This is a genomic window from Anaerostipes sp. PC18, assembly GCF_039789045.1.
Taxonomy (GTDB): Bacteria; Bacillota; Clostridia; order Lachnospirales; family Lachnospiraceae; genus Anaerostipes; species Anaerostipes hominis.
The window spans coordinates 19120-45000 of the sequence record NZ_CP121164.1; the positions used below are offsets into that span (position 1 = coordinate 19120).

Genomic DNA, 25881 nt, shown 5'->3' on the forward strand with positions numbered 1-25881 from the left:
TATATAACAGTTACAAAAAAACATGTCAACAGCAGGCGGTAAATCCGCCCGTTTTAGGCCGTCTTTGAATTACTCTGGAAGTCGTCCCTCGTACATGATGCTTAACTCCCCATATACTTGTGCCCAGTTGCGCATCGTTACCGTCCATTTCTTTGTAGCCTCAAATGTCGCTAAATACAGCGCTTTCAACAGCGCCGTATCACTTGGGAATACGCTTCTCTGGCGGTTCAGCTTCCGATAGGTGGAATTCAGTGATTCTATGACATTGGTTGTGTATATCACCTTCCTGACGGTTGCTGAAAACTTGAAGATGGGAGAAACAGCATCCCAGTTGTCCTTCCAGCGTTTCATCGAATTCGGATATTTGGGTGTCCATTTCTCTGTCACACGTTCAAGGGCTGCAAGGGCCTTCTTTTCATCCGATGCCTGGTAGATCGTCTTTAAATCTGCTGCAAACGCCTTCCTGTCTTTATCTGGAACATATTTTAAGGTATTCCTCACCTGGTGGACAATGCATCTCTGATATTCTGTTTTGGGGAATGCAGCAGCAATGGCCTCCTTTATGCCTGTAAGACCATCCGCACAGATGATAAGGATGTCCTTTACGCCCCGGTTTTTCAGCTCATTCAAAACAGACAGCCAGTATTTTGAGCTTTCATTCTCTCCAACATGAATCGTAAGTACCTCTTTCTTCCCTTCCGCATTGATCCCAAGAATGACATAGGCGGCAAGTTTACGGATCATTCCATTGTCACGGACAGAATAGTGGATGGCATCAATATATAGGATTGGATAGACCTCATCCAGCGGCCGGTTTTGCCAGTCTTCGATCTGGGGCAGGATCTTGTCTGTGACATCAGAGATAAATCCTTCCGAGGTTTCAAAGCCATAGATCTCCTCCATGGTTTCTGATATCTGCCGGGTCGTCATCCCTTTTGCATACATGGAAATGATCTTTTGGTCAATATCAGAAATATCTTTCTGCCGTTTTTTCACCACTTGTGGTTCGAAAGTAGATTTCCGATCTTGTGGCACAGGGATCTGCATAGAACCATAACTGCTATTTACCTGTTTTGGTTTGTATCCATTCCGGTAATTCTCATTGTCGGAGCGTTCTGATTTTGCATATCCCAGATGATCATCCAGTTCCGCTTCCATCATTTCCTTGATGGTTCCGCCAAGGAGATCTTTCAGGGCATCTTGAATATCTTCCGCTGTTTGGATATGGTATTCCTCCAGGAGCTGATGGATGATGTTGCGTTTCCCTTCCGTCATTTGTACTTTGTGTACTGGTTTCTTTTCTCTTGCCATAATAAAAGGCCCTCCTATGATTTTTATTTTATCATAGAAGAACCTTCTAAGTTCTATTTTACAGAAAAAGTTTCACACACTCGATTCATCCAAAAGAGACTTCAGGATATCTTCCTTTCGAAAAGCGGGATGAGCTTCGATCAGGCGACATATAGTGGAAATGATTTCAGGAGATTCTTCCAGGGCATCTGCTATTTCTTCGACCGATTTTCCTTTTCTCAATTTTTTCTCTGTCTGTTCAATTAATTTGAGATACTGTCCGGTCTTTGTTCCCTCTTTTCTCCCTTCTTTCATTCCTTCCTCTTTTCCTTCTTCTCTGCTGACTTTCATCTGCATTGCATAATCTGATAAATTTTTCTGACGAAACAGATATTCATCCATACGTTCAGGGTCCCGTTCCAGCTGCTTAAGTTCTTTGATAGCTTCTTCAATATAACAATCTTTTTCTAGCATTTTACGTTCCTCATCTCCTTCAGCAGATATAAAACGCGCCCATTGATAAAGTTTTGTATGCTTTGGCTGTACATGGGAAGCCCCAAGTTTGTTTAATTCAATGACATGGATCTCCCATTGGTCACTGTACAAAGACTGTCTGTTATCCTCCCGCATATGAAAGGAGGAATAAAAATAGTCAGTATCTGGAAATTGATTAAAGCCAAGAATACTGCCAGGAAATCCTTTTAGTATCTTAGGGTTTTTCATTACTTGTGTAAAAGCATAATCATTTTTTGTGTTCTCCTTTATTTTATCATGAATGGACAAAAATTTCAATATCACCTATAATTTTACAATAACATTGCTGAATTGTAAAATATTAGAAAAAAATAGATTTCGTAAATTTTTCAAACAAGTCCGTAAAATATTCAATTGAAGTTTTATACGGACTAGGTTAAACTAAATACAATCAACTTAATTCTTTCTCTAAGTACTTTTTAGTTGAGGAAAAAAATTAATTATTTCATAAAAAGAAGCCACTGCACATCATCTGCATGGCTTCTTTTTATATTATAATGATGTTCTGTTAACGACCTTACACTTTATCTTTAGGTACTGCTTTTCCAAACGATGATTTTCTCCATCCGCTATCATGTGGTCGGCGACTTCACAGGATTTTCTTCCTATTTGCTTCAAAGGAAGATTTACAGTCGTTAAAGGAGGATATAAATAAGCGGAGAGTTCCCGGTTGTCGAATCCGGTGACAGGAATGTCCTTACCGGGTGTGATGTTCTGATCATGGCACCAGTCATAAACTCCTCCCGCGATGATATCACTCATACATAAGATAGAATCCACAGATTTCCCCATCAAGGCAGCAGCTCCCTCACAGCCTGTCCGGCGGTTCCATTCGCCGTAATAAACAAACTTTTTGGAAAAGGGGAAATGAAATTCCAGAAGAGCACGCCGGAAGCCTTTCAGGCGTTCCGCAGTGTGGTAGCTTCCCGGTTTTCCGGCAATCAGTCCGGGATGTCGGAACCCTTTTTTTAGGACTGATTTAGTGATACGGTAGAAACCGTCCTCATCGTCTGCCAGCACAGAAGGGACCCCCGGGTCGGGGCTGGTACAGTAGGCCATGACAATCGGCAGATTCAGGCCGGAAGACACCGTTTTAATGTCACGTACATGGGGAGCTACATAGATGATGGCTCTGGCCTGTCTGGATCTCAGCTCGTTAATTTCATAATTTATGAGCTGCCCAAGATTGTTTTTTGTGTAATAAAAATCTCCGAATTTCTGGAACAGCCGTAAGTTTGTTAAAAGGATCTGATATTTGTGCTCTTCACAGTATTCTGTAATACCGTCAATGATATCAGGGGAGTTAAATACAGTCATATCCTCTGCGATTACCCCAATCGTGTTGGAGGTCTTTAATTTTAAATTTTTTGCAATATAATTCGGTGTATAGTTCAGCCGCTGGGCTGTCTTTCTCACAAGTTCAATGGTCTCTTTGCTGGCTTTGGCCTTTCCATTCAGAATGTTTGAGACGGTTGCGGTGGAGACATTGCAGGCAGCTGCGATTTCACGGATAGTAGTCATATCATAGGATCCTTTTCATGGAAGATAGAACAAAAGTGTGCTTTACACACCTCGCAAATCAGTTTTTTCTATGCACAGCTTTTGTTCCGCGCGCGAAGCTGTGCATCCTGCCCGCAGGGCTTTTTTATTCCATAGGACGAACTTCCTATGGAATAAAAAATGGGACTGCTTGTACAGTCCCATTATACGTGGATTATCTTCTTTGGGCAAGTTCCATTTTGATGGTCATTTCATTGGCCTCATGTCTGTGGTAGAAAAACATGACGACTGCTCCGCCCAAAAACATAAGGATTGGAAGCCAGATGAAGTTGAACTTAATTGCCATCAGGGAGGAAGCCGCGATACCGGTGCCGACACAGGCGATGAGCCATCCGGCTACCAGCAGAGGAATCGCAGGGCCTGCAATGCCCATGATCACATGTCCGGTACTGGTCAGAGCCAGGCCAAAGATCATGGTAGTACATTTGTTGAATTTTTTCGTAATAAAAGGAATCAAAACCACGCCCAATACCTGGATCAGGGAAAGACCGTTGATCACGGGAACCAAATCTTTTCGGTCCAGATTATACTGAAAATAATAGACAAGGGAGGATGTACGAACCGTGTTGGCAAGCCAGTAAAAAAGGTTGGCTCCAACGATGATGACCCACGGCCAGTTTCCCTTGATTGCGCCGATACTTTTTTTGATGGAAATAGATTTCTCCGCCTGGGCGTTTTCCTCTCTCAGACAGGTAAATGCAAACAAAAACAAAATGACTCCGATGACGGCAAAGATGGCAACAGCACGGGTGAAGCCCGCACGGTCGTTTCCTCTTCCGAGAATACCGACCATTGGGAGAATGAAGGTAACGGTCAGAAAGTATCCTACATTTCCGCCTGTCATACGGTAGGAGTTCAGCACGATTCTCTCGTCTGCATCACTGCTTAAGTTGGGCAGGATAGAAGTAATCGGCGTTGAAATGCCGGAGTACAGCACTCCTGCGGTGATATAGGTGATGACTGCCCAGGCAATCTTTGCGGAGCCGGTCAGGTTCGGTGTCGTAATTTTTTCCGTATTTATTTCTTCTCCCATATCCCAGTCAGGGGTACTGGTGCTGTCGGTAAAGAGTCGGGCAAAAATACCTCCGTCTTTGGCAAAAGTGGACTGTCCGAACCGGTTTCTGGAAAGGTCCGGGCGGTTGATATGAGGCCCGGCTACGCTGTATGTAGATGCAGCTTCCCCACTTGTTCAGCTGACACATGGTCGTGGTCGCATGGTCTTTTTCAAAAGTCATGTCGGCCCTGCTGATGCTGCGGTTTTCAGGGAGTTTTACGTTCATCATAAAAGAATCTCCGCATAAGGTCATCGGTGAGTAATGAATAATAGGATGTCCGAAAGAATACCCCTTTTCATAAAATTGTTTTTCTGTATTATAAGGAGCCATGCGGTATGTCCAGGTTTTTTCTGAACCGGCTGGAAGTTCAGTCGGCTCTCTTTTGTAAATCCAATCTTTTAAAGGTCCCTCATCTTCGGCATAACCTCCTGCCAGGATTAATTTGTGAAACAAAATCCCGTCCAAAGAAGGGGAAACATTTTCAAAGAAAAGATTTTCATAGGCACAGTAAGTACCTACGGAAAAGGTTTCTCCGGCCGTCTGATAAACTCCGAGATGGGGACCCTGATTGTTTCTCCTGTGGAGGGCAATCTTCGTATAGTCGGGAGAGACAGACGGAAAGCGGCTGACTGCCGGATGTTTTTAAGGATATCCTTATCCCGGAACATGATGTAGGCAAAGGATGTCCAAACACCGAAATCCCGGATTACGAGAGGTTCCTGTTCTTTATTTAGAAGGGGGATATGGAAATCAAAAGTGTTAGGGTCAGAACTAAGGTCATAGATAAAGTTAAGTTTGAAACGGTCAAAATCATAGGAGATCACAGCTTTATTATGGGAAGAAAGATTAATAGACGGGGAGACATCCTGAGTCTGGTAAGTCTGATCACCTATGGACAGATCAAAAGAACCAAAAAGTTTATCCGCTTCCTTATATCCTGCCTCAGATAGATAAGAGGGATCCACTACCCAGTTCATGCATGAAGCATTTTTGTTGAATTCCAGACGGATGAGCTGCCCTTTGTCTGAAAAATCTGCTTTGAAGGTATTATTATGTATCATTTTAACATCCTTTCGTGGTATAATAATTTTATGTTAAACGTTTAATTTGTAAAAAATATATATAATAATTGTAAGAGTTTTATGTAATTTGTATAAAGTCTTTAAAGCGATAGGTTGATGAAGCTATCCAGGTTGTCTACTTGTCGCAGGTTTGTCTTGTGTTTTTTCAAAAACAAACAAACTATAATCTAAAATTAAACAACTTATGGAAAACATATACATGAAATTCGTAAAAATTTTAAACAAGTTCATAGGATATTAGGTCGAAAAAATTCATGAACCTTGTAGAATACAAAGTAACAGGAAACACAAGGGATAAATTAGGAGTTGTAAAAAATGAACTATGTATTTGATGAAAAATTCAGCAGGTATGGTGAAGTAGTAAACCAGTTTGATTTCACCGGTGTTGTGGAGTTAATGAAAGGCGTACAAGTTGATAAAGGCATCAAACAGACAGAATCTGCAAGAGAACTTGAGTGCAGGAAAAGTTATTTAACGGAAAGGAAATACAAGTGGGATGGTGTCTGGGACATAACCATAAAATCAATATGGTGGAGTACCATAAAACCTGTCAGCTGTTTATAACGGCTTCCGATTGTGTCATGTTTTTTGGAGAAAAGAAAAATATGGAGTTTAATCAGGTGTATAACACAAAATATATGGAAGGCTTCTTTATTCCTAAGGGAACTGCGTTAAAGATCAATCCGGAAGTACTTCATTGTACTCCGTGTAATATCAACAGCTATGGATTCAAAGTGATTTCAGTGAATGTTAGGCACACGAATGAACCTTTGGAAATTCAGACAGGAGACAGAAAAGACCGAACACTGTTTGCAAATAGAGAAGCAGGCGTGGAAGGTGCCTTTTGCGGATTAAAAGGAGATACAATAGCTGTATATCAGAAAACACAGAATTTCCGATGATAGAAAAAGGCAGCCTCAATCAGTATAGACTCATTGAGACTGTCTTTGTTCAATAATTGAGCAACTGAGGAAATCCCCTTTTGATTATTTCAGGATTTTGGGAAACTGTTTCTTTGATTGTTCATATGTTTCAGATTCCTCGAGTACACGTCCGAGCACAGACTCAGCGTTATTTGTGGCATCCTCCAGGGGAACAACAAGAAGCTTTTTGTTCCCAAACCTTGTCGTCTTTTCAACTTCTGTGTTGGATGCGATGATTACATAATCAGCCTCATCAATCTGCTCCGGAGTAAATTCTCCACCGATTCCCTGTGCGCCGTGTGTCTCTGTCCTGATTTCATAACCAAGGGCTTCAGCAGCCGATTCAAGCTGTTCAGCAGCAACATAGGTTTGGACCATTCCGGTCGGGCATTTTGTGATACAAAGTAGTTTCATAAATGTCTCCTCCATTCTTATGTTACTCCTTCTTAGAATTCTATTATAGCATAAACATTGGCGCAATCTTATACAAAAATGGAAAACAAAAAGAAGGATTTTATGTAATATAATTTGTAAATTTAGCTAAAATATATGACGCATTAACAAAATATCATGCAATATAAACAACTTGTGCGTACCACCGTACAAGTTTTAAAATAAATTTTGCAGGGAGGAAACATATGGCTAATAAAGCGGGTTCAATGAAATATTTTAAGCTGAAAGAAGATCTGAAAAATGATATTTTATCCGGAATTTACAAGCCCGGAGACAAAATGCCTTCAGAAAATCAGCTGGCGCGGGAGCTGTCTATCAGCCGGCATACAGTGAGAAAAGCACTCTCAATTCTGGAAGACGAAGGGTATATCGTTGCATATCACGGAAAGGGCACTTTTTGTACGGAGCGGGCAATCCATAAAAAGCAGTCCAGAAATATTGCCGTTATCACAACTTATATATCAGATTATATTTTTCCGCAGGTGCTAAACGGGATTAACCAGGTTCTCACGGAAAACGGTTACAGTCTGATGTTTAAGACAACAGGAAACAGCCGTGTCAATGAGACAAAATGTCTGGAGGATATTCTGACGAAAGATGTTGACGGTCTAATCATAGAACCGAGTAAGAGTGAACTGTTTTGTAAACATCCGAATCTTTATCAGACGCTGGATCAATATGAGATTCCCTATGTTTTTATTCAGGGTGTTTACTCTGAGATGACAGATAAACCTTATATCGTAATGGATGACTGTAAGGGAGGATATCTTCTGACAAAACATTTGATTGAAACAGGGCACAGATTTATCGCAGGAATTTTTAAGGCGGACGATTATCAGGGAAAAGAACGCCACAGGGGCTATGTCATGGCTCTGAATGAGGCGGGTATCCCGTATAATCCTGATGCGGTCATATGGTTCCACACAGAAGACAGGGCATCAAAGCCCAGGGGAGAAATTCACAGAATGACAAAAGAGGGATTCCCGATGGACGCGGTAGTCTGTTATAACGACCAGATCGCGCTGGAGATTATTTACGAGCTGGAGGCTTTGGGGATCAGCATACCGGATGATATATCTGTCACTGGATATGATAATTCGGCTTTGGCAAGGCTGGGAGTCATTAAACTGACCACAATTGCCCATCCGCAGAAAAAGCTCGGGGAGATGGCCGGACAGCTTCTGCTGGAACAGATTCAGGGAATACCAAATGAAAAATCAAAAGTAACAAGAGTGATCGAGCCTGAACTCATCGTCAGGAACTCGTGTAAAGACAGACGCAGGATGGAGGAAAAAAGATGAACACAAAAAAATATCAATTTTGGTTTGCAACAGGATCACAGGATTTATATGGAGAAGAATGTCTTTTTCATGTAGCACAACACTCAAAAATAATCGTGGAAGCACTGAATAAGTCAGGTATCCTTCCCTATGAAATTGTGTGGAAGCCTACTCTGATTGATAATGCATCCATAAGAAGAACTTTTAATGAAGCAAACTCAGATGAGAACTGTGCCGGAGTCATCACATGGATGCATACGTTTTCTCCTGCAAAATCATGGATTTTGGGGCTGCAGGAATACAGAAAGCCGCTGCTTCATTTACATACGCAGTTTAATCAGGAGATTCCGTATCAGACAATTGATATGGATTTTATGAACGAGAATCAGTCAGCACATGGCGACAGAGAGTATGGACATATTGTTTCACGCATGGGAATTGAGCGGAAAGTTGTCGTAGGATTCTGGGACGATGAGAGAGTAAAGAGAGAAATTGCTTCCTGGATGAGAACTGCTGTCGGAATCATGGAGAGCAGCCATATACGTGTGGCGCGTGTGGCAGACAACATGAGGAATGTAGCGGTCACAGAGGGAGATAAAGTAGAAGCCCAGATCAAATTCGGATGGGAGATCGACGCATATCCAGTCAATGAAATCGCAGATTATGTTGAGGCTGTCTCTAAAGGTGATACGGATGCGCTGGTAGAAGAATATTACGACAAATACGAAATTCTTCTGGAGGGAAGAGATGCCGGAGAATTTAAAAAACATGCCGCCGTTCAGGCTCAGATCGAACTCGGATTCGAGAAATTCCTGACGGAAAAAGATTATCAGGCCATTGTGACTCATTTTGGGGATCTCGGCTCTTTAAAACAGCTTCCGGGTCTTGCGATTCAGAGACTGATGGAGAAAGGATACGGTTTCGGAGCGGAAGGAGACTGGAAGACGGCTGCTATGGTGCGTCTGATGAAGATTATGACGGCAGGAAAGAAAGACGCAAAGGGAACCTCTTTCATGGAAGATTACACCTATAACTTTGTGCCTGGAAAAGAGGGAATTCTTCAGGCTCATATGCTGGAAGTATGTCCGACGATTGCGGAGGGACCGATAAGCATCAAAGTAAATCCTCTCTCCATGGGAGACAGGGAAGACCCCGCAAGACTTGTCTTTACGGCAAAAGAAGGGCCGGCAGTTGCCACATCTTTAGTTGATCTCGGACACAGGTTCCGCCTGATCATTAATGAGGTTGACTGCAAAAAGACGGAACAGCCGATGCCGAAGCTTCCGGTTGCCACTGCGTTCTGGACTCCGAAACCGAATCTTCCGGTAGGCGCCGAGGCGTGGATTCTGGCAGGCGGAGCCCATCACACAGCGTTCTCATATGATCTGACCGCACAGCAGATGGGAGATTGGGCAGATGCTATGGGAATTGAGGCTGTTTATATAGATGCCAATACCAATATCCGTAACTTTAAAAATGAATTAAGATGGAACGAAGCAGCCTTCAGATAGAATTCTGAGGGCCTTGGGTCCACAGCAGGAGGAGATCAAATGGAAATGAACAGTGTAAAAAGTGCAATTGAAAACGGGAAAACAGCGCTTGGGATTGAATTTGGTTCCACAAGGATCAAGGCGATCCTCGTAGGGGAGGACAATGCTCCGATTGCATCCGGAAGTCATGACTGGGAAAACCGGCTGGAGAACAATATCTGGACTTATAGTCTGGATGATATCTGGACCGGGCTTAAAGACAGCTACCGGAAGATGGCCGAGGATGTGAAGAGCAAGTATGGAATTGAATTGGAAACCATTGGAGCCATTGGGTTCAGTGCTATGATGCACGGTTATATGGCGTTTGACAAAGACGGAGAACTTCTTGTGCCATTCAGAACGTGGAGAAATACCATGACAGAGGAAGCATCAGAAAAACTTACAGAGGAATTTAACTATCATATTCCTCAGAGATGGAGTATCGCGCATCTTTATCAGGCGGTTCTCAATGGGGAAGAGCATGTGAAAGAGATTACATATCTTACGACTCTGGCGGGCTATGTGCACTGGAAACTTTGCGGAAGCAAGGTTCTGGGAGTAGGAGAAGCTTCCGGTATGTTCCCGATTGACATCGAAACGAAAAATTACAATGAAACAATGATTTCCAAATTTGATGAACTTGTTGCGGACAAAGGATATCCGTGGAAATTAAAAGAGATTCTTCCGGAAGTCCTTGTGGCAGGAGAAAATGCCGGAGTATTGACGGAAGAAGGTGCGCAACTCCTGGACCCGAGCGGAAAACTTAAGGCGGGAGTTCCGATGTGCCCTCCGGAAGGAGATGCGGGAACCGGCATGGCTGCGACCAACAGTGTGGCCGTGAAGACTGGAAATGTTTCTGCCGGAACGAGTGTGTTTGCCATGATCGTGTTGGAGAAAGAGCTTTCCAAGGTTTATCCTGAGATTGACCTTGTAACTACGCCGACCGGAAATCTGGTGGCCATGGTCCACTGCAACAACTGTACTTCGGATCTGAATGCATGGGTGAATCTGTTTAAAGAATTTGCTGAAAGCTTCGGTATTGAAAACACAGATATGAACAAGCTCTTTGGTAAGTTATATAGTAAAGCCCTGGAAGGGGATGCGGACTGCGGAGGACTTCTGGCATATAACTATTTTTCCGGGGAGCATATCACCGGATTTGAGGAAGGACGTCCTCTGTTCGTGAGACAGCCGGACAGCAAATTTAATCTGGCAAACTTCATGCGTGTTCACCTGTTTACGGCCCTCGGTGCGTTAAAGACCGGCCTGGATATTCTGATGAAGCAGGAAAATGTACAGGTGGAAAAGCTGCTTGGCCATGGAGGGTTATTTAAGACAAAAGGTGTCGGTCAGAAGATTATGGCTGCGGCAGTCAACGCACCGGTTTCTGTTATGGAAACCGCGGGAGAAGGCGGAGCCTGGGGAATTGCCCTGTTGGCATCTTATATGAAAAATAAAACAGAAGGGGAAACACTGGATGATTATCTGATTCAAGAAGTATTTGCAGAAGACGAAGGAATCAGTATGGAACCGGATGAAAAAGACGTAAAAGGCTTTGATACATTTATAAAAAGATATACAGAGGGACTTCCAATTGAACGTGCGGCAGTGAATGCATTGAAACAAATGTAAAAGTGGGGTAAAATAATATGTTAGAAGAGTTAAAAAAACAAGTTTATGAGGCAAATATGGAGCTCCCACAGAAGGGGCTTGTCACCTACACATGGGGCAATGTCAGCGGGATTGACAGGGAAAGAGGTTTGTTTGTCATCAAACCGAGCGGAGTGGAGTATGAAAAGCTGTCACCGGAAGATATGGTTGTGATGGATCTCTCCGGCAATAAGGTCGAGGGAGAGATGAATCCTTCTTCTGATACACCGACTCATCTGGAACTATATAAGGCATTTAAAGATCTCGGCGGAGTGGTACATACCCATTCCCCGTGGGCCACTTCATGGGCACAGGCAGGAAGAAGTATTCCATGTTACGGAACAACTCATGCAGATTACTTTTATGGGGATATTCCTTGTGCCAGAGGACTGACAAAGGCAGAAATAGAAAAGGATTATGAGAAAAACACCGGGTTGGTCATCATAGAGACATTTAAGGATAAAAACCCCATCTATGTACCTGGAGTACTCTGTACAAATCATGGACCTTTTACATGGGGTAAAGATGCCGGTGAAGCAGTTCATAACGCAGTTGTACTGGAGGAAGTGGCTAAGATGGCGTATCGGGCGGAGCATTTAAAAGACGGGATCAGCCCTGCACCTCGGGTTATTCAGGATAAGCATTTTTTCCGCAAACATGGGGAAAACGCTTATTATGGTCAATAGAGATCGGAATCTGGGATCTGATCGGTGGAAATAATAGTTGTACCTGGAGCTTTACAGCAGGAGAGGATGCGGCATATGATAAAGGTTTTTTTAGTGGAAGATGAAGTAATTATACGGGAAAGTATAAAGAACAATGTGGAGTGGGAAAAGCATGGATATGAGCTGGTTGGAGAAGCAGGCGACGGAGAGATGGCGCTTCCGCTCATTAAAGAACTGAAACCGGACATATTGATTACAGACATTAAAATGCCTTTCATGGACGGTGTGGAACTTGGAAAGATTTTAAAAACAGAGATGCCGGATCTGTCTGTTATTTTTCTGACCGGCTATGATGATTTTTCTTTTGCAAAAGAGGCAATCTCCATCGGGGTGGAAGAATATTTGATGAAGCCTGTCACAGGAGAACAGCTCATTGCCGCACTTGACAAAGTGAAAAATCAGATTGAAAAGAAAAAGATACTGACAGACAATATGACACGACTTGAGCAGGAGAGTCAGAAAAATATACAGATCAAACGATACCGTTTTTTCGGAGAACTTGTGCGCAGCAAGATGCCGGTATCAAAGCTGATCAGAATGGGAAATGAACTGGGTATTTCTGTGATGGCATCTGCTTATACGGTAATACTTTTAAAGTACTATTTTAATCATTCGGACGATGAAGAGAGAAAACGGAAGGCAGAGGAAGCAAACAGGCTGCTTTCACATACAGACAGTCAGGAACATGTTGTTATGTTCCAGAGAGCGACAGAAGGATACATCTTTCTTTTGAAGGTACAGAGTGACGAAGATATTGATAAGATTAGAGAGAGATTTGTAAAAAAAGTGGTTGAAATTGCTTCCGGCTTTGAGGATCTTGGATATTTTATCGGAGTCGGAGAGACAGTCCACAGAGTGCATGAGATTTCCCGCAGCTATGACACGGCAAGTGTGGCTTTCGCAAAGCAGTATGAGATGGGCAAAAACAGAGTCTTATATTACAGCCAGCTTGATAAAAGAGAAGAAATAGAGGACGTCTCCGTAAATATTGATTTTCGGGAGATTAATATGGAAAAAACAGACAAAGCAGTCCTGGTCAAATTTTTGAAAAATGGAACAGGAGAAGATGTAGACGAATTTGTTGAGGACTATTTCAAAGCTTTTGGAGAGAAGAACATGGAGTCTTTTTTATTCCGACAGTATATTATTCTTGATATTTGTTTTATTATCAATGAATTTTTGGAACAAATCCATGGTGCAAAGAAGAAAGTGGCTGATCAGATGTTCGGAGAGAACTATAAGTTTACCGATGTGGATACTCTGGATAAGACAAAAGCTTATGTAAAGAGATTAATAAGAATGGCCATAGAACTGCGGAGCGAGAGTGTTGTTAAAAAGTATCAGCCGATGATCGAGGATGCTACGGATTACATCAGGAAGCACTTCAGTGATGATGACATTTCGCTGAATGTTGTTGCTTCTATTGTGGGGCTGAGCCCGAGCCATTTCAGCACGGTTTTTCGTCAGGAGGTTGGAAGTACCTTTGTAGAATATCTTACCATGGTGCGTATGGAGGAAGCGAAGACACTTCTCAAATGCACAAGTTTGAAAAGCTCGGAGATTGGTTACAGAATTGGTTATAAAGATCCCCATTATTTTAGTTTTCTGTTTAAAAAGACTCAGAAATGTACTCCGAAAGAGTACCGCATGAAAGGAATCTGATGAAAAGATTTAGTATAAAGCTTTCAGTATCCTCTCTGGAGAAAAAACTAAACTGGATTCGTTTATGTGTGCTGGTGCCATTCTTTGGAATGGTGCTGGCTCTTCTTGTCATGATGGTCAGTTTCAATGAACAGTATGACACAAGTGTACAGAATATCAGTCAGGCAAGTGAATTTAATTTTCAGTTCAGGGAAGACATTGATAACAAGATGTACAGGGTAGTAATAGGAGCAGATACCTTTGAGGAAATGAACCCTTATGTGGAAATCTTTAAGGCCAGGATGACACTGGAACAGCTCAGAAAGACTGCTTTAAAACAGGAGAGCAGAGACCGTCTGGATCAGATCAACCGCCTTTTGGCCAGCTTGGAAACGTATATTCAGAAAATACAGACATCTGATATTATGAAAGACTATAAGGTCAATGACCGTATTTTAAGGGATGATGTGAATATCTTTACTGAAATCATTGAGAAGAAGATTAGCGAGTATATTTATTTTGAGACAGGCAACTTAAAACAACTGAGGAGCGGTCTGAGAAAAAATATTATGACTGCAGTCGCTGTTTCTGCGGCTATTTCCGCATTTCTTATCGTTTTTATCTGGATATTCACAAATCGGATCGCCAAAAGTATCTCGGAGCCGATCGTGGATCTGTGCAATAAGACAAAGCTTGTCGGAAAAGGGGATTTTACAGTAAGAGCCTTAAACAGTGAGACAGAAGAAGTCAGGATTCTGAGCAAAAACTTTAATCAGATGGTGAGAAGGATTGAACAGCTTGTGGAGGATGTGACTAAGGAGCAGATGAATCTGAGGAAAACAGAGCTGGAACTTCTCCAGTCCCAGATTAACCCCCATTTTTTGTATAATACTCTTGATACGATCATCTGGTTTGCGGCAGACGGACAGAATGAACAGGTGGTTCAGATGGTACAGGATCTGTCCACATTTTTCAGGGAATGTTTAAGTAAGGGTGAAGGCCTGATTTCTCTAAAGGATGAACTTCTGCATGTAGAAAGCTATCTTAAGATCCAGAGTGTCCGCTATCAGGATATACTCGATTTTTCAATTGACGTGCCAGAAGAAATCTTAGGCAGCAACATTATTAAAATGACCCTTCAGCCTCTTGTGGAAAATGCACTGTATCACGGCATTAAGCGGCGGAGAGAAAAAGGAAAGATTGAGATCAATGGAGTCTATGATGAGGATAATATTTATCTGTCGGTGGAAGATGACGGTCCGGGCATGGATGCAGATCATGTGGCGAGAATCAATCAAGAGATGATGGGCGGAAGCCGGGACCGCAGAGTAACCGGATTTGGAATGTCCAGTGTAAACCAGAGGCTGAAACTGCAGTTTGGAGAAGAGTATGGACTAATCGTAGAAAGTGAAGAATCTGCAGGTACAAGAGTGATTGCTGTTCTGCCAAGAGAGACCTGATTTTATGAAAGTCAGAATGAATCTGAAATAAAAATGGTTCATTCTGACTTTTTGTTTCTTGTGTGCTATGTTGTATGTTCACCTTAAGGGCTATGAACCATGTTTAAGTAAAAAAATGAACTCATTTCAAAAGAAAAAAAACTTTTTTAACCTCATATTGAAAAAAAATAAAAAAGTGTACTTAACTCAAAAGATATTGCATTGAAACAAGTGCAGATACAAGTAAAATGTATATTGTAAGTAAGAACCGCATGAAGTTCAGAAAATTTAAGGAGGAGAAAGTCATGAGAAAAGGATTTAAGAAAGTTCTTAGTATTGCTCTTTGTGCAGCAATGATGGGCACCATGTTGACAGCCTGCGGCGGAGGTGGAAAAAAGGATGCCGCTAAGAAAGATAACAAGGAGATCACGATCGGATTTTCACAGGTAGGTGCGGAGAGTGACTGGCGTGTTGCCAACACAAAGTCCATGAAGGAAGCACTGTCTGCGGGAAATGGTTTCAAATTATCTTTTGCTGATGCTCAGCAGAAACAGGAGAACCAGACAAAGGCTGTCCGCGAGTTTATTTCACAGGGTGTGGATGTCATCGCGATCGCGCCGGTAACAGAGACCGGATGGGAAACTGTTCTGAAAGAAGCAAAGGAAGCAGGCATCCCGGTAATCACTGTTGACAGACAGATCAAGACATCTGATGATTCACTGGTTTCCTGCTGGGTAGGTTCCGACTTCAAGAAAGAAGGAGTGGAAGCAGGAAAATGGCTGATCAAAGACATGGAAAAAAAGGGTAAGAAAGCTGCCAACATCGCAGTTTTACAGGGAACAATCGGTTCTTCCGCTGAGATCGGACGTACAAAAGGATTTAAAGAAGGCATTAAAGACGCTAAGGACTTTAAGATCATAGCTTCTCAGACAGGCGAGTTTACACAGGCTAAAGGACAGGAAGTAATGGAATCCTTCCTGAAACAGTACAAAAACATTGATGTCGTAGTGGCTCAGAATGACAACATGGCATTTGGTGCGATTGATGCATTAAAGGCAGCAGGTAAAAAACCTGGAAAAGATGTCACAATCATTTCCTTCGACGCTGTAAAAGCAGCATTAAAAGAAGTACAGAACGGACAGATCAATGCTGAGTTTGAATGTAATCCGCTGCATGGACCTCGCGTAGCAGACCTTGCTAAGAAGCTCATGAACGGTGAGAAAGTAGAGAAGGTTCAGTATGTAGAAGAACAGGTATTTACAAAAGATAACGTAGACAAGTTTATCAACGAACGCCAGTACTAAAAATCAGCTGGATGTACATAAAAATTGCAGGCTCTGGACCAGAAAGCCGATTTCTGGCCTACCCTGTAATTTTTATACTTAGATTGCCCAGGGGCAGACCTAATAACAGTGAAAAGAAAGGTGGAATTGTCATGAGTGATGAAAAAAAGACAGTTCTTTCCATGAAAAATATCAGTAAGAGTTTCCCCGGTGTAAAAGCATTATCCGATGCGCAGTTGACTTTACGGGAAGGTGAGATTCATGCATTGATGGGAGAAAACGGTGCAGGAAAATCAACTCTGATCAAAGTCCTGACTGGTGTGGAAGAATTTGAAACCGGCGAAATCATTATGGATGGAAAGAGCATCGTAAACGGATCTCCGCAGGAAGCGGGCATGAATGGAATCAGCACAGTTTACCAGGAAGTAAACCTCTGTCCGAATCTTACGGTTGCGGAAAATATTTTTATCGGACGAGAACCTATGAAAATGGGACATATCGACTGGAAGACGATCAACAGGGAAGCACAGAAAATCCTTGACAACTTAAAATTAGAAATTGACGCCACAGAGCTTCTGGAAAACTATTCTGTTGCAATCCAGCAGATGGTTGCCATTGCAAGGGCTGTAGATACACAGGCAAAAGTCTTGATTCTGGATGAACCTACTTCCAGCCTGGATGAAGGAGAAGTAGAAAAATTATTTGAAGTTATGAACATGCTGAAAAAACGAGGAACAGCGATCGTGTTTGTTACTCATTTTCTTGAACAGGTTTATGCAGTATGTGACAGGATCACTGTTTTGCGAAACGGATATTTTGTAGGGGAATACAAGACTGAAGAACTTCCGAGAGTCAAATTGGTTGCGACCATGATGGGCAAAGAGTTTGATGATCTGGCTGATATTAAGAATAAAGCCGGAAATGGTTCCAGGAGAAACAATGAAGCTGTGATCGAGGCTAAAGGGTTATATCATAAAGGATCTATCAAGCCATTTGATCTGACTATACATAAGGGAGAAGTCATTGGATTATCAGGACTATTAGGGTCAGGACGATCTGAACTGGCAAGAGTTATTTATGGAGCAGATAAACCGGAAGGCGGAGAACTCTATGTGAATGGAGAGAAACTTCACGTAAAGGCTCCGATCGAAGCAATGCAGAAAGGAATGGCATATTGTCCGGAAGACAGAAAGGCCGAAGGTATCATCGCCGACTTGTCCGTACGAGAGAACATGATCATTGCGCTGCAGGCAAAACGTGGAATGTTTAAGCTGATGAGCAAGAAAGAACAGGAAGAATTAACAGATAAATATATTGAAATGCTCCAGGTCAAGACGGCCAACAGAGAGGTGCCAATCAAGACTTTGAGCGGAGGAAACCAGCAGAAAGTCATTCTTGGAAGATGGCTGATGACCGACCCGGATTTCCTGATTCTGGATGAGCCTACAAGAGGTATTGATGTCGGTACAAAGACAGAAATTCAGAAGCTTGTTGTAAAACTGGCTGGAGAAGGAATGTCTGTCATGTTCATTTCCTCTGAAGTTGAGGAAATGCTCCGTACCGTAAATCACATGGGTATCCTGAGAGACGGAAAAAAGGTCGGAGAGCTGGAAGAAAGTGAATTATCACAGGAGAATGTTATGAAAGCAATCGCAGGAGGTGACAAGTAATGGATAAGTTGAAAAAATTGACAACCTGCCGCCTGTTTTGGCCTCTTGTATGTCTGTTTCTCGTACTGCTGTTTAACTTTATTAAATCACCGTCATTCTTTAAGATTTCAATGAACAACGGTGTGTTATACGGATATCTGGTAGACATATTCAACAGATCCAGTGAGCTGATCATTTTGGCAGTCGGGATGACTCTCTGTGTGGCATCCAGTGCAGGAACCGATATTTCCGTCGGTGCTACAATGGCTTTGGCAGGAGGTGTATCTGTATATCTTCTGGGAACAGGAAATACATATAATATGCCGTGGATTCTTGCAATCCTGGCCGGACTTCTTGTCTCAATCGTATGCGGAATGTGGAATGGATTCCTGGTAGCAAAAATGAAAATACAGCCCATGGTGGCCACACTGATACTGTTTACTGCCGGGCGCGGTATGGCACAGCTGATCACCGGAGGAAATATTTTATACATCAAAGTGCCGAACTTTAAATATTTAGGAGGATTTCTTCCGCATATTCCGGTGCCGACCCCGATTCTTGTAGCAATTATTGTGGTAGTGCTTGTAAGTTTATTCTTAAACAGAACAGCGACAAAATTATATGTTGAAAGTGTCGGTATTAACCCGAAAGCCAGCCGTCTGTTCGGACTGAATTCCAACAGGATCATCTGGCTGACATATGCAGCCTGCGGACTCTGTGCAGGAATCGCAGGTATGATCGCTACATCAAGAATCTCATCCATTGATGCCAATAACGTAGGTAATCTGATGGAATTGGATACAATCCTTGCAGTAGCCCTTGGAGGAAACTCACTGGCAGGAGGAAAGTTTTCTCTTGGAGGAAGTGTCATCGGAGCGATCACGATCCAGGCATTGTCAACGACACTCTATGCACTGAAAGTAACCGGAGATCAGCTTCCGCTTTATAAGGCGATCGTAGTTATCATTATTGTGACACTGCAGTCTCCGGAATTCAAGAAATTTATGAATCGATACAAAGCAAAAAGAGCGGCGAAAGCTGCTGGAGAGAAGGTGGCATCATGATAGAGAAAATCAAGAGCAAACTGCGCGGGAATGGTTTCCTGCTGTTTGTCACCATCGTGCTGTTCTTCATCTTGTATATCGCAGGAGCCATCGCCTATGGTGACCGTAACTTCACAAGTCCTCAGGTATTTTTAAACCTGTTTATCAGCAACGCAGGGCTGATCATTGCAGCAGTCGGCATGACCTTTGTCCTTATCACTGGAGGGATTGATATTTCCATAGGTTCTGTCATCGGCGTTGTATGTATGATGCTTGCATGGATGATGGAGATCAAACATATGAGCGCAGGGCTGGCAATAGTCTTAGTGCTGGCATTTGGAATTATATTCGGTCTGGTACAGGGATTCCTGGTAGCATATTTAAAAATTCAGCCTTTCATCGTAACACTGGGAGGTATGTTCTTTGCCAGAGGTTTGACCGCCGTGATCAGTTCTGACATGATCAGTATTAAAAATGAGACGTTCTTAAACCTTGCAAATAATAAAATTTACTTAAGCTTTATCACTTACTATAACAACAGAGGAATCGCAATGCACCCGTATATTTACCTGAGCGTTGTTATCGCACTCCTGGTTGTGGCAATTGCATTTGTACTATTGAAGTTTACAAAGTTCGGACGTGCAGTATTTGCCGTGGGTGGAAATGAACAGTCTGCACTGCTCATGGGACTGAATCCGAGAACAACAAAATTAAAGGTTTATGTATTAAACGGATTTTTAGCATCCCTGGCCGGTTTTGCTTTCTGCTTAAACTCCTGCGGAGGATTTGTAGAGCAGGCCCGCGGATTCGAGATGGATGCCATTGCGGCAGCTGTCATCGGAGGAACACTGCTGACCGGAGGTGTAGGAACTGTTATCGGTTCACTTTTCGGATCTCTGATCAAAGGTATCATTGAAACGATCATCACATTCCAGGGTACATTGTCATCCTGGTGGACGAGGATTGCCATTGCAGCCCTGCTTTGCTTCTTCGTCATCTTACAGAGCGTATTTAAATCCATCCGTGAAAAACGGCTGGCCCAAAGTGAAGATTAGCAGGAGGTAGGAAAATGAATAACATGCCGAAAGTAAAAATCGGGATCGTAGCAGTCAGCCGTGACTGCTTCCCGGAAAGCCTTTCCGTTTCCAGGAGAGAAGCTTTAGTGAAAGCTTATAAAGAAAAATATGGGGAAGAAGACATCTATGAATGTCCGGTCTGCATCGTAGAGAGCGAGATCCATATGGTGCAGGCACTGGAGGATATCAAAAAGGCAGGGTGCAACGCGCTGGCAGTATATCTCGGAAACTTCGGACCGGAGATCTCAGAGACACTTCTCGCCAAACATTTCGACGGACCAAAAATGTTCGTTGCGGCGGCTGAGGAAAGCGGAAACAATCTGCTGGACGGACGGGGAGATGCCTACTGCGGAATGCTGAATGCAAGTTATAACTTAAAGCTTCGGAATATTAAGGCATACATCCCGGAATATCCGGTTGGAACTGCGCAGGAATGTGCGGATATGATCCATGAATTTGTACCGATCGCGAGAGCGGTAAAAGCACTGAGTGAGCTTAAGATTATTTCTTTCGGTCCAAGACCGCTGAACTTCCTGGCCTGCAATGCACCGATCAAGCCATTATATGATCTGGGCATCGAAATTGAAGAAAACTCAGAGCTGGATCTGTTCGAGGCGTTCAACAATCATAAAGATGATGAACGGATTCCTTCTATAATAAAAGAAATGGAAGAAGAACTGGGTCAGGGAAATAAGAAGCCTGAAATCCTTGCTAAGCTTGCCCAGTATGAACTGACATTGAAAGACTGGGTGGAAGAGCACAGAGGCTACAGGAAATATGTTGCCATCGCGGGCAAATGCTGGCCGGCATTCCAGACCCAATTCGGTTTTGTTCCATGCTACGTAAACAGCCGTCTTACTGCCCAGGGAATCCCTGTGTCATGTGAGGTGGATATCTACGGAGCGCTAAGTGAGTTTATCGGAACTGCGGTAAGTGAAGACGCGGTAACGCTTCTTGACATTAACAATTCTGTTCCTGCCGATATGTATGAAGAAGATATCAAAGGAACATTTGACTATACACAGAAAGATACCTTCATGGGATTCCACTGTGGGAACACTGCAAAGAGCAAGCTGTCCTTCTGCGAGATGAAATATCAGAAGATCATGGCAAGGACACTGCCGGAGGAAGTGACTCAGGGAACCCTGGAAGGAGATATAACACCGGGAGATATTACATTCTTCCGTTTACAGAGCACGGCAGACACAAAATTAAGGGCCTATGTGGCACAGGGAGAAGTTCTTCCGGTAGCGACAAAATCCTTTGGATCCATCGGAGTGTTTGCCATCCCAGAGATGGGAAGATTTTACCGCCATGTACTGATTGAGAAGAACTACCCGCATCACGGGGCAGTCGCTTTCGGACACTTTGGAAAAACATTATATGAAGTGTTCAAGTACATCGGTGTGGATGTCGGTGAAATAGGATTCAACCAGCCGAAGGGTATGTTATATCCGACGGAAAATCCTTTTTCATAAAGTAAAAGTAACTTTTTACTCCTTCTTAGACGGAGACAGACTCTAACCGGGTCTGTTTCCAACAGCACTTGGATAAAGCCGCAGAACATTTTGTTTTACGGCTTTGTCCTATTTGTTTTTCACAGAAAAGGAATATATTATGAAGAAAATAGGAATACAGCCATTTGGCACAACTTCTGCGGGAGAGGAAGCAAATTTATACACAATTGCATTTAAAGACGGAAGTTCATTTTCCGCCACCGACTACGGAGCCAGTATCGTATCCTGTGTGGTTCCTGACAAAGACGGAAAGATGACAGATGTTGTTTTGGGATATGAGAATGTCAAGGATTATGAACAGCAGGATATGTTTATGGGATCGGTTATTGGAAGACATGCAAACAGGATCAAAGGGGCATCTTTCACTTTGAACGAAAAAGAATACAGGCTGTGTGCGAACGAAGGATGCAATCACCTGCACGGAGGCAATTCGGGCTTTCAGAAGAAGTTATGGAAAGGAGAGAGCCGGGATAACAAGATTATCTTTTCCCTTTTCAGTCCCCACATGGAGGAGGGGTATCCCGGCAGTTTACAAGTCAGTGTTATTTATTCATTTACAAAATACCATACACTGCATATTGATTATACCGCCGTCTGCGATCAGGATACAATCATTAATCTGACCAATCACGCTTATTTTAATCTTGCGGGTCATGATGCGGGTAACATCCAAAACCATTTTTTGAAAGTCAACAGCGATTTCTATACTCCGGGAGCAGCGGATTCTGTTCCCACCGGGGAAATTATGAGTGTGGAGGGCACCCCGTTTGATTTCAGAGAAGAAAAACAAATAGGGAAAGATATAAACAAAGAAAATCAACAGCTGGAATACGGCTGCGGATATGACCATAACTTTGTACTTGCAAAAGAAAAGGAAAGCTATGGGGAAGCAGCCAGGGCATGGTGCAGCACAACGGGGATAAGTCTTATTGTGGAGACAACCCTTCCCGGAATGCAGCTGTACAGCGGAAATCATATCCATGGAGAGCCTTTGGGCAAGAACGGGACGGTGTACCATAAACGTGATGGTTTTTGCCTGGAAGCTCACTTTTTTCCTTCAGGCCTTACTTATTCTCATTTTCCTCAGCCCATTCTCAGAAAGGGAGAGATTTTCCGTCACCGGACGACTTATTCATTCGGTATTCGATAGGTTTGTTTTTGTGGCTCTTTAGGTATAACAGTGGTAAAATAAAAGAGATATCATAATTACTTAAATCCATTGACCAGGAGGGACGTTTATGGAAAATATACCAGAAGTAGTTTTAGGAATTGCAGCGGTCAGCAGGGATTGTTTCCCTATGTCACTGTCCGAGAACAGGAGAAAACTTGCTGCAAAAGCCTATCGGGAGAAATACGGGGAAATCTTTGAATGTGAGACTTGTATTGAAAATGAATTGGACATGAAGAAAGCCCTTGAAGAGCTTAAAAAAGCAGGATGCAACGCATTGGTTGTTTACCTGGGAAATTTCGGACCTGAGACGGCTGAGACATTACTGGCTAAAGAATTCGACGGGCCGGTGATGTTTGCGGCGGCAGCCGAAGAGACACAGAATAAGCTGACCGATGACCGGGGTGATGCTTACTGTGGTATGCTCAATGCCAGCTATAATTTAAAGCTTAGAAATGTAAAGGCTTATATTCCGGAATATCCGGTGGGGACTGCCGAGGAAGTGGCAGACATGATTCATGACTTTGTACCGGTGGCAAGGGCAGTGATCGGCGTGCGTAACTTAAAGATTATTTCTTTCGGTCCGAGACCACAGGATTTCCTTGCCTGCAACGCACCGATCAAACAGCTTTATAATCTGGGAGCCGAGATTGAAGAAAATTCTGAACTGGATTTGTTTGAGTCTTTTAAGGCACATGAGGGTGATGAGAGGATTCCGGATGTGGTAAAGGACATGGAGAAGGAGCTGGGAGAGGGAAATAAAAAACCTCAGATACTGCCTAAACTTGCACAGTATGAGTTGACCCTCCTGGATTGGATCGATAAGCATAGGGGTTCCAGGAAATATGTGGCCATTGCAGGGAAGTGCTGGCCTGCTTTTCAGACTCAGTTCGGCTTTGTTCCATGCTATGTCAACAGCAGGCTGACGGCAAAGGGAATCCCGGTGTCCTGTGAGGTGGACATTTACGGAGCTCTGAGCGAATTTATCGGAATGGCAGTCAGCCAGGATATTGTGACTCTTCTGGATATTAACAATACAGTACCTGATGATATGTATGAGTCAGAAATCAGGGATAGTTATGAATACAGCCGCAGAGATGTGTTCATGGGATTTCACTGCGGAAATACGGCTTCAGAAAAGCTCTCTTCCTGCGAAATGAAAAATCAGCTGATCATGACGAGAACGCTGCCCGAGGAATCTACACAGGGAACGCTGGAAGGTGATATCATACCGGGAGACATTACATTTTACCGGCTTCAGAGTACATCAGATTCAAAATTAAGAGCATATATCGCACAGGGAGAAGTACTCCCGGTGAGGACAAGATCATTTGGAGGGATAGGTGTTTTTGCCATACCGGAAATGGGAAGATTTTACCGTCACGTACTTATAGAAAAGAATTTCCCGCATCACGGAGCAGTTGCTTTTGGACATTTTGGAAAGCTTCTGTTTGAGGTATTTAGGTATCTGGGGGTGGAACAGACGGAACTCGATTTTAACCGGCCGAAGGGAATGTTGTATCCTTCCGAGAATCCATTTGCATAATAGAGGAAAGGAGTTGGAAGATGTATTACATAGGACTTGACCTAGGGACTTCTGCACTGAAGCTATTATTAATGAGCGGGCAGGGTGAGATTTGTAAGATTATTTCCAAAGAGTATCCCATTTCATTCCCAAAACCAGGGTGGTCGGAACAGAATCCTGTGGACTGGTGGAATGCTGCTGTGGATGGAATCCGTGAATTGGTCCGAGATGTGGATAAAGATCAGATCAAGGGGATCAGCTTCGGAGGCCAGATGCATGGACTGGTCGTTCTGGACAAAGACGATAATGTCATCCGTCCCGCAATTCTGTGGAATGACGGCAGGACATCAGAAGAATGTAAGTTTCTAAATGAAGTGGTGGGCACAGAAAAACTGTCTCAGTATACTGCCAATATTGCTTTTGCAGGTTTTACCGCGCCTAAGATTTTATGGATGCAGAAACACGAGCCTGAGAATTTCAGCAAGATTCATAAAATTATGCTGCCGAAGGATTATCTTGCCTACCGTCTGTCAGGTGTATTTTGTACTGATGTTTCAGATGCATCAGGAATGCTTCTGTTTGATGTGGAACATAAACGCTGGTCGGAAGAAATGTTGAATATCTGCGGTATAAAGGGAGAACAGATGGCAGATATTTATGAAAGTTATGAAGCAGTGGGCACAGTGACGCCTGAAGCTGCAAAAGAATTGGGACTTTCTGAAGCTGTAAAAATTATAGCAGGTGCAGGGGACAATGCGGCAGCAGCCATCGGAACAGGAACCGTGGGAGACGGCAAATGCAATATTTCTCTGGGAACATCAGGGACTATTTTTATATCAAGCAAAAATTTCAGAGTGGATAAAAATAATGCACTTCACTCTTTTGCCCATGCGGACGGACATTTTCATTTGATGGGCTGTATGCTGAGTGCTGCATCCTGCAATAAGTGGTGGATGGAAGATATCATTGGAACAAAAGAGTATGGAAAAGAGCAGGAGTCTCTTCAGGTGCTTGGAGAAAATCATGTGTTTTTCCTGCCATATTTGATGGGAGAACGCTCCCCATATAATGATCCGGATGCCAGAGGGGCATTCATCGGCATGTCTATGGACACAAAGAGATCGGATATGACACTGGCAGTGCTGGAAGGTGTTGCTTTTGCAATGAAAGACTCACTGGGAATAGCAAAATCTCTGGGAATTGATATCAAGAAAACAACTATCTGCGGAGGAGGGGCAAAGAGTCTGCTCTGGAGAAAAATCATGGCTAATGTCCTGAATCTTGAAATTAATATTATAGAAAGTGAAGAAGGTCCTGGATATGGAGGAGCAATTCTTGCAGCAGTTGGATGCGGTGAGTATAGTTCCGTGGAAGAGGCAGCGAAGAAACTGGTGAAAGTCGTGGATACAGTAAAACCCGATTCAGAGCTGGTCAATAAGTATGAAGAACGATATAAGAT

At 43.1% G+C, this 25881-nt stretch carries 23 protein-coding genes (1 of these 23 only partly in view); 16 read left to right on the forward strand and 7 right to left on the reverse strand.

The annotated features are described in order from the left end of the window. Positions 1-69: 69 nt before the first annotated feature. From P8F77_RS00075 to P8F77_RS00100, 6 genes are all read right to left on the reverse strand, one after another. Positions 70-1311 (reverse strand): IS256 family transposase, encoded by a 1242-nt coding sequence (locus P8F77_RS00075; protein ID WP_302582943.1) that lies wholly within the window; start codon positions 1309-1311, stop codon positions 70-72. Between the two features lie 72 nt (positions 1312-1383). Then, positions 1384-2013, reverse strand: coding sequence for a PD-(D/E)XK nuclease family transposase (locus tag P8F77_RS00080; protein WP_347256213.1), 630 nt, complete (start codon positions 2011-2013; stop codon positions 1384-1386). Between the two features lie 303 nt (positions 2014-2316). Beyond that, the gene (locus tag P8F77_RS00085; RefSeq protein WP_347256214.1) at positions 2317-3345 is read right to left on the reverse strand and encodes a LacI family DNA-binding transcriptional regulator; all 1029 of its coding nucleotides are present in this window, start codon (positions 3343-3345) and stop codon (positions 2317-2319) included. A 193-nt stretch (positions 3346-3538) separates the two neighbouring features. Beyond that, positions 3539-4417, reverse strand: a complete 879-nt coding sequence (locus P8F77_RS00090) for an MFS transporter (protein ID WP_347256215.1) — start codon at positions 4415-4417, stop codon at positions 3539-3541. Between the two features lie 7 nt (positions 4418-4424). Next, positions 4425-4892 (reverse strand): hypothetical protein, encoded by a 468-nt coding sequence (locus P8F77_RS00095; RefSeq protein ID WP_024729040.1) that lies wholly within the window; start codon positions 4890-4892, stop codon positions 4425-4427. 62 nt (positions 4893-4954) lie between these two features. After that, positions 4955-5500, reverse strand: a complete 546-nt coding sequence (locus P8F77_RS00100; RefSeq protein WP_024729039.1) for a hypothetical protein — start codon at positions 5498-5500, stop codon at positions 4955-4957. 336 nt (positions 5501-5836) lie between these two features. Between P8F77_RS00100 and P8F77_RS00105 the strand changes: the two genes are divergently transcribed. Beyond that, on the forward strand, positions 5837-6085 hold the full coding sequence (locus P8F77_RS00105; protein ID WP_024729038.1) for a hypothetical protein: 249 nt from the start codon (positions 5837-5839) through the stop codon (positions 6083-6085). Beyond that, on the forward strand, positions 6013-6423 hold the full coding sequence (locus P8F77_RS00110; RefSeq protein WP_158221724.1) for a DUF4867 family protein: 411 nt from the start codon (positions 6013-6015) through the stop codon (positions 6421-6423). The genes P8F77_RS00105 and P8F77_RS00110 overlap by 73 nt, the downstream gene beginning before the upstream one ends. A gap of 84 nt (positions 6424-6507) precedes the next feature. Here the strand turns inward: P8F77_RS00110 and P8F77_RS00115 are convergent, their stop codons facing one another. Next, entirely contained in the window at positions 6508-6858 is a 351-nt protein-coding gene (locus tag P8F77_RS00115; RefSeq protein WP_024729036.1) for a PTS fructose transporter subunit IIB, read from the reverse strand. Between the two features lie 224 nt (positions 6859-7082). Here P8F77_RS00115 and P8F77_RS00120 point away from each other — a divergent pair, with 224 nt between their 5' ends. The 14 genes from P8F77_RS00120 to xylB form a co-directional block, all read left to right on the forward strand. Then, a complete protein-coding gene (locus P8F77_RS00120) occupies positions 7083-8198 on the forward strand; it encodes a GntR family transcriptional regulator (RefSeq protein ID WP_024729035.1) in 1116 nt (371 codons plus the stop codon). After that, positions 8195-9688, forward strand: a complete 1494-nt coding sequence (gene araA / locus P8F77_RS00125; protein ID WP_024729034.1) for an L-arabinose isomerase — start codon at positions 8195-8197, stop codon at positions 9686-9688. The genes P8F77_RS00120 and araA overlap by 4 nt, the downstream gene beginning before the upstream one ends. A gap of 39 nt (positions 9689-9727) precedes the next feature. After that, positions 9728-11338, forward strand: coding sequence for an FGGY-family carbohydrate kinase (locus P8F77_RS00130; protein ID WP_024729033.1), 1611 nt, complete (start codon positions 9728-9730; stop codon positions 11336-11338). Positions 11339-11355: 17 nt separating this feature from the next. Further along, positions 11356-12042: an L-ribulose-5-phosphate 4-epimerase gene (locus P8F77_RS00135; RefSeq protein WP_024729032.1), complete on the forward strand. Its 687-nt coding sequence runs from the start codon at positions 11356-11358 to the stop codon at positions 12040-12042. A 75-nt stretch (positions 12043-12117) separates the two neighbouring features. Beyond that, complete coding sequence (locus P8F77_RS00140; protein ID WP_347256216.1) at positions 12118-13743, forward strand: response regulator; 1626 nt, start codon at positions 12118-12120, stop codon at positions 13741-13743. Continuing rightward, positions 13743-15182 (forward strand): sensor histidine kinase, encoded by a 1440-nt coding sequence (locus tag P8F77_RS00145; RefSeq protein ID WP_347256217.1) that lies wholly within the window; start codon positions 13743-13745, stop codon positions 15180-15182. The genes P8F77_RS00140 and P8F77_RS00145 overlap by 1 nt, the downstream gene beginning before the upstream one ends. Positions 15183-15466: 284 nt before the next feature. After that, a complete protein-coding gene (locus tag P8F77_RS00150) occupies positions 15467-16465 on the forward strand; it encodes an ABC transporter substrate-binding protein (protein WP_024729029.1) in 999 nt (332 codons plus the stop codon). Between the two features lie 131 nt (positions 16466-16596). After that, entirely contained in the window at positions 16597-18114 is a 1518-nt protein-coding gene (locus P8F77_RS00155) for a sugar ABC transporter ATP-binding protein (protein WP_347256218.1), read from the forward strand. Further along, the gene (locus P8F77_RS00160) at positions 18114-19157 is read left to right on the forward strand and encodes an ABC transporter permease (RefSeq protein ID WP_347256219.1); all 1044 of its coding nucleotides are present in this window, start codon (positions 18114-18116) and stop codon (positions 19155-19157) included. The genes P8F77_RS00155 and P8F77_RS00160 overlap by 1 nt, the downstream gene beginning before the upstream one ends. Beyond that, on the forward strand, positions 19154-20191 hold the full coding sequence (locus P8F77_RS00165; RefSeq protein WP_347256220.1) for a sugar ABC transporter permease YjfF: 1038 nt from the start codon (positions 19154-19156) through the stop codon (positions 20189-20191). The genes P8F77_RS00160 and P8F77_RS00165 overlap by 4 nt, the downstream gene beginning before the upstream one ends. 14 nt (positions 20192-20205) lie before the next feature. Next, complete coding sequence (locus P8F77_RS00170; protein ID WP_024729025.1) at positions 20206-21690, forward strand: L-fucose/L-arabinose isomerase family protein; 1485 nt, start codon at positions 20206-20208, stop codon at positions 21688-21690. 139 nt (positions 21691-21829) lie between these two features. Next, positions 21830-22879 (forward strand): aldose epimerase family protein, encoded by a 1050-nt coding sequence (locus tag P8F77_RS00175; RefSeq protein ID WP_148459812.1) that lies wholly within the window; start codon positions 21830-21832, stop codon positions 22877-22879. Between the two features lie 88 nt (positions 22880-22967). Beyond that, entirely contained in the window at positions 22968-24443 is a 1476-nt protein-coding gene (locus tag P8F77_RS00180; protein ID WP_024729023.1) for an L-fucose/L-arabinose isomerase family protein, read from the forward strand. Positions 24444-24463: 20 nt separating this feature from the next. Continuing rightward, positions 24464-25881: the 5' portion of a xylulokinase gene (gene xylB / locus P8F77_RS00185; protein WP_347256221.1), read on the forward strand. 49 nt of this gene lie beyond the right edge of the window; only the first 1418 of its 1467 coding nucleotides appear in the window; it begins with the start codon at positions 24464-24466; the stop codon falls past the right edge of the window.

Bases quoted from the DNA above. Each gene is read 5' to 3' on its own strand.
- P8F77_RS00075 (WP_302582943.1), bottom strand. From the start codon at position 1,311: ATGGCAAGAGAAAAGAAACCAGTACACAAAGTACAAATGACGGAAGGG.
- P8F77_RS00080 (WP_347256213.1), bottom strand. From the start codon at position 2,013: ATGAAAAACCCTAAGATACTAAAAGGATTTCCTGGCAGTATTCTTGGC.
- P8F77_RS00085 (WP_347256214.1), bottom strand. From the start codon at position 3,345: ATGACTACTATCCGTGAAATCGCAGCTGCCTGCAATGTCTCCACCGCA.
- P8F77_RS00090 (WP_347256215.1), bottom strand. From the start codon at position 4,417: ATGGGAGAAGAAATAAATACGGAAAAAATTACGACACCGAACCTGACC.
- P8F77_RS00100 (WP_024729039.1), bottom strand. From the start codon at position 5,500: ATGATACATAATAATACCTTCAAAGCAGATTTTTCAGACAAAGGGCAG.
- P8F77_RS00105 (WP_024729038.1), top strand. From the start codon at position 5,837: ATGAACTATGTATTTGATGAAAAATTCAGCAGGTATGGTGAAGTAGTA.
- P8F77_RS00115 (WP_024729036.1), bottom strand. From the start codon at position 6,858: ATGAAACTACTTTGTATCACAAAATGCCCGACCGGAATGGTCCAAACC.
- P8F77_RS00120 (WP_024729035.1), top strand. From the start codon at position 7,083: ATGGCTAATAAAGCGGGTTCAATGAAATATTTTAAGCTGAAAGAAGAT.
- araA (WP_024729034.1), top strand. From the start codon at position 8,195: ATGAACACAAAAAAATATCAATTTTGGTTTGCAACAGGATCACAGGAT.
- P8F77_RS00130 (WP_024729033.1), top strand. From the start codon at position 9,728: ATGGAAATGAACAGTGTAAAAAGTGCAATTGAAAACGGGAAAACAGCG.
- P8F77_RS00135 (WP_024729032.1), top strand. From the start codon at position 11,356: ATGTTAGAAGAGTTAAAAAAACAAGTTTATGAGGCAAATATGGAGCTC.
- P8F77_RS00140 (WP_347256216.1), top strand. From the start codon at position 12,118: ATGATAAAGGTTTTTTTAGTGGAAGATGAAGTAATTATACGGGAAAGT.
- P8F77_RS00145 (WP_347256217.1), top strand. From the start codon at position 13,743: ATGAAAAGATTTAGTATAAAGCTTTCAGTATCCTCTCTGGAGAAAAAA.
- P8F77_RS00150 (WP_024729029.1), top strand. From the start codon at position 15,467: ATGAGAAAAGGATTTAAGAAAGTTCTTAGTATTGCTCTTTGTGCAGCA.
- P8F77_RS00155 (WP_347256218.1), top strand. From the start codon at position 16,597: ATGAGTGATGAAAAAAAGACAGTTCTTTCCATGAAAAATATCAGTAAG.
- P8F77_RS00160 (WP_347256219.1), top strand. From the start codon at position 18,114: ATGGATAAGTTGAAAAAATTGACAACCTGCCGCCTGTTTTGGCCTCTT.
- P8F77_RS00165 (WP_347256220.1), top strand. From the start codon at position 19,154: ATGATAGAGAAAATCAAGAGCAAACTGCGCGGGAATGGTTTCCTGCTG.
- P8F77_RS00170 (WP_024729025.1), top strand. From the start codon at position 20,206: ATGAATAACATGCCGAAAGTAAAAATCGGGATCGTAGCAGTCAGCCGT.
- P8F77_RS00175 (WP_148459812.1), top strand. From the start codon at position 21,830: ATGAAGAAAATAGGAATACAGCCATTTGGCACAACTTCTGCGGGAGAG.
- P8F77_RS00180 (WP_024729023.1), top strand. From the start codon at position 22,968: ATGGAAAATATACCAGAAGTAGTTTTAGGAATTGCAGCGGTCAGCAGG.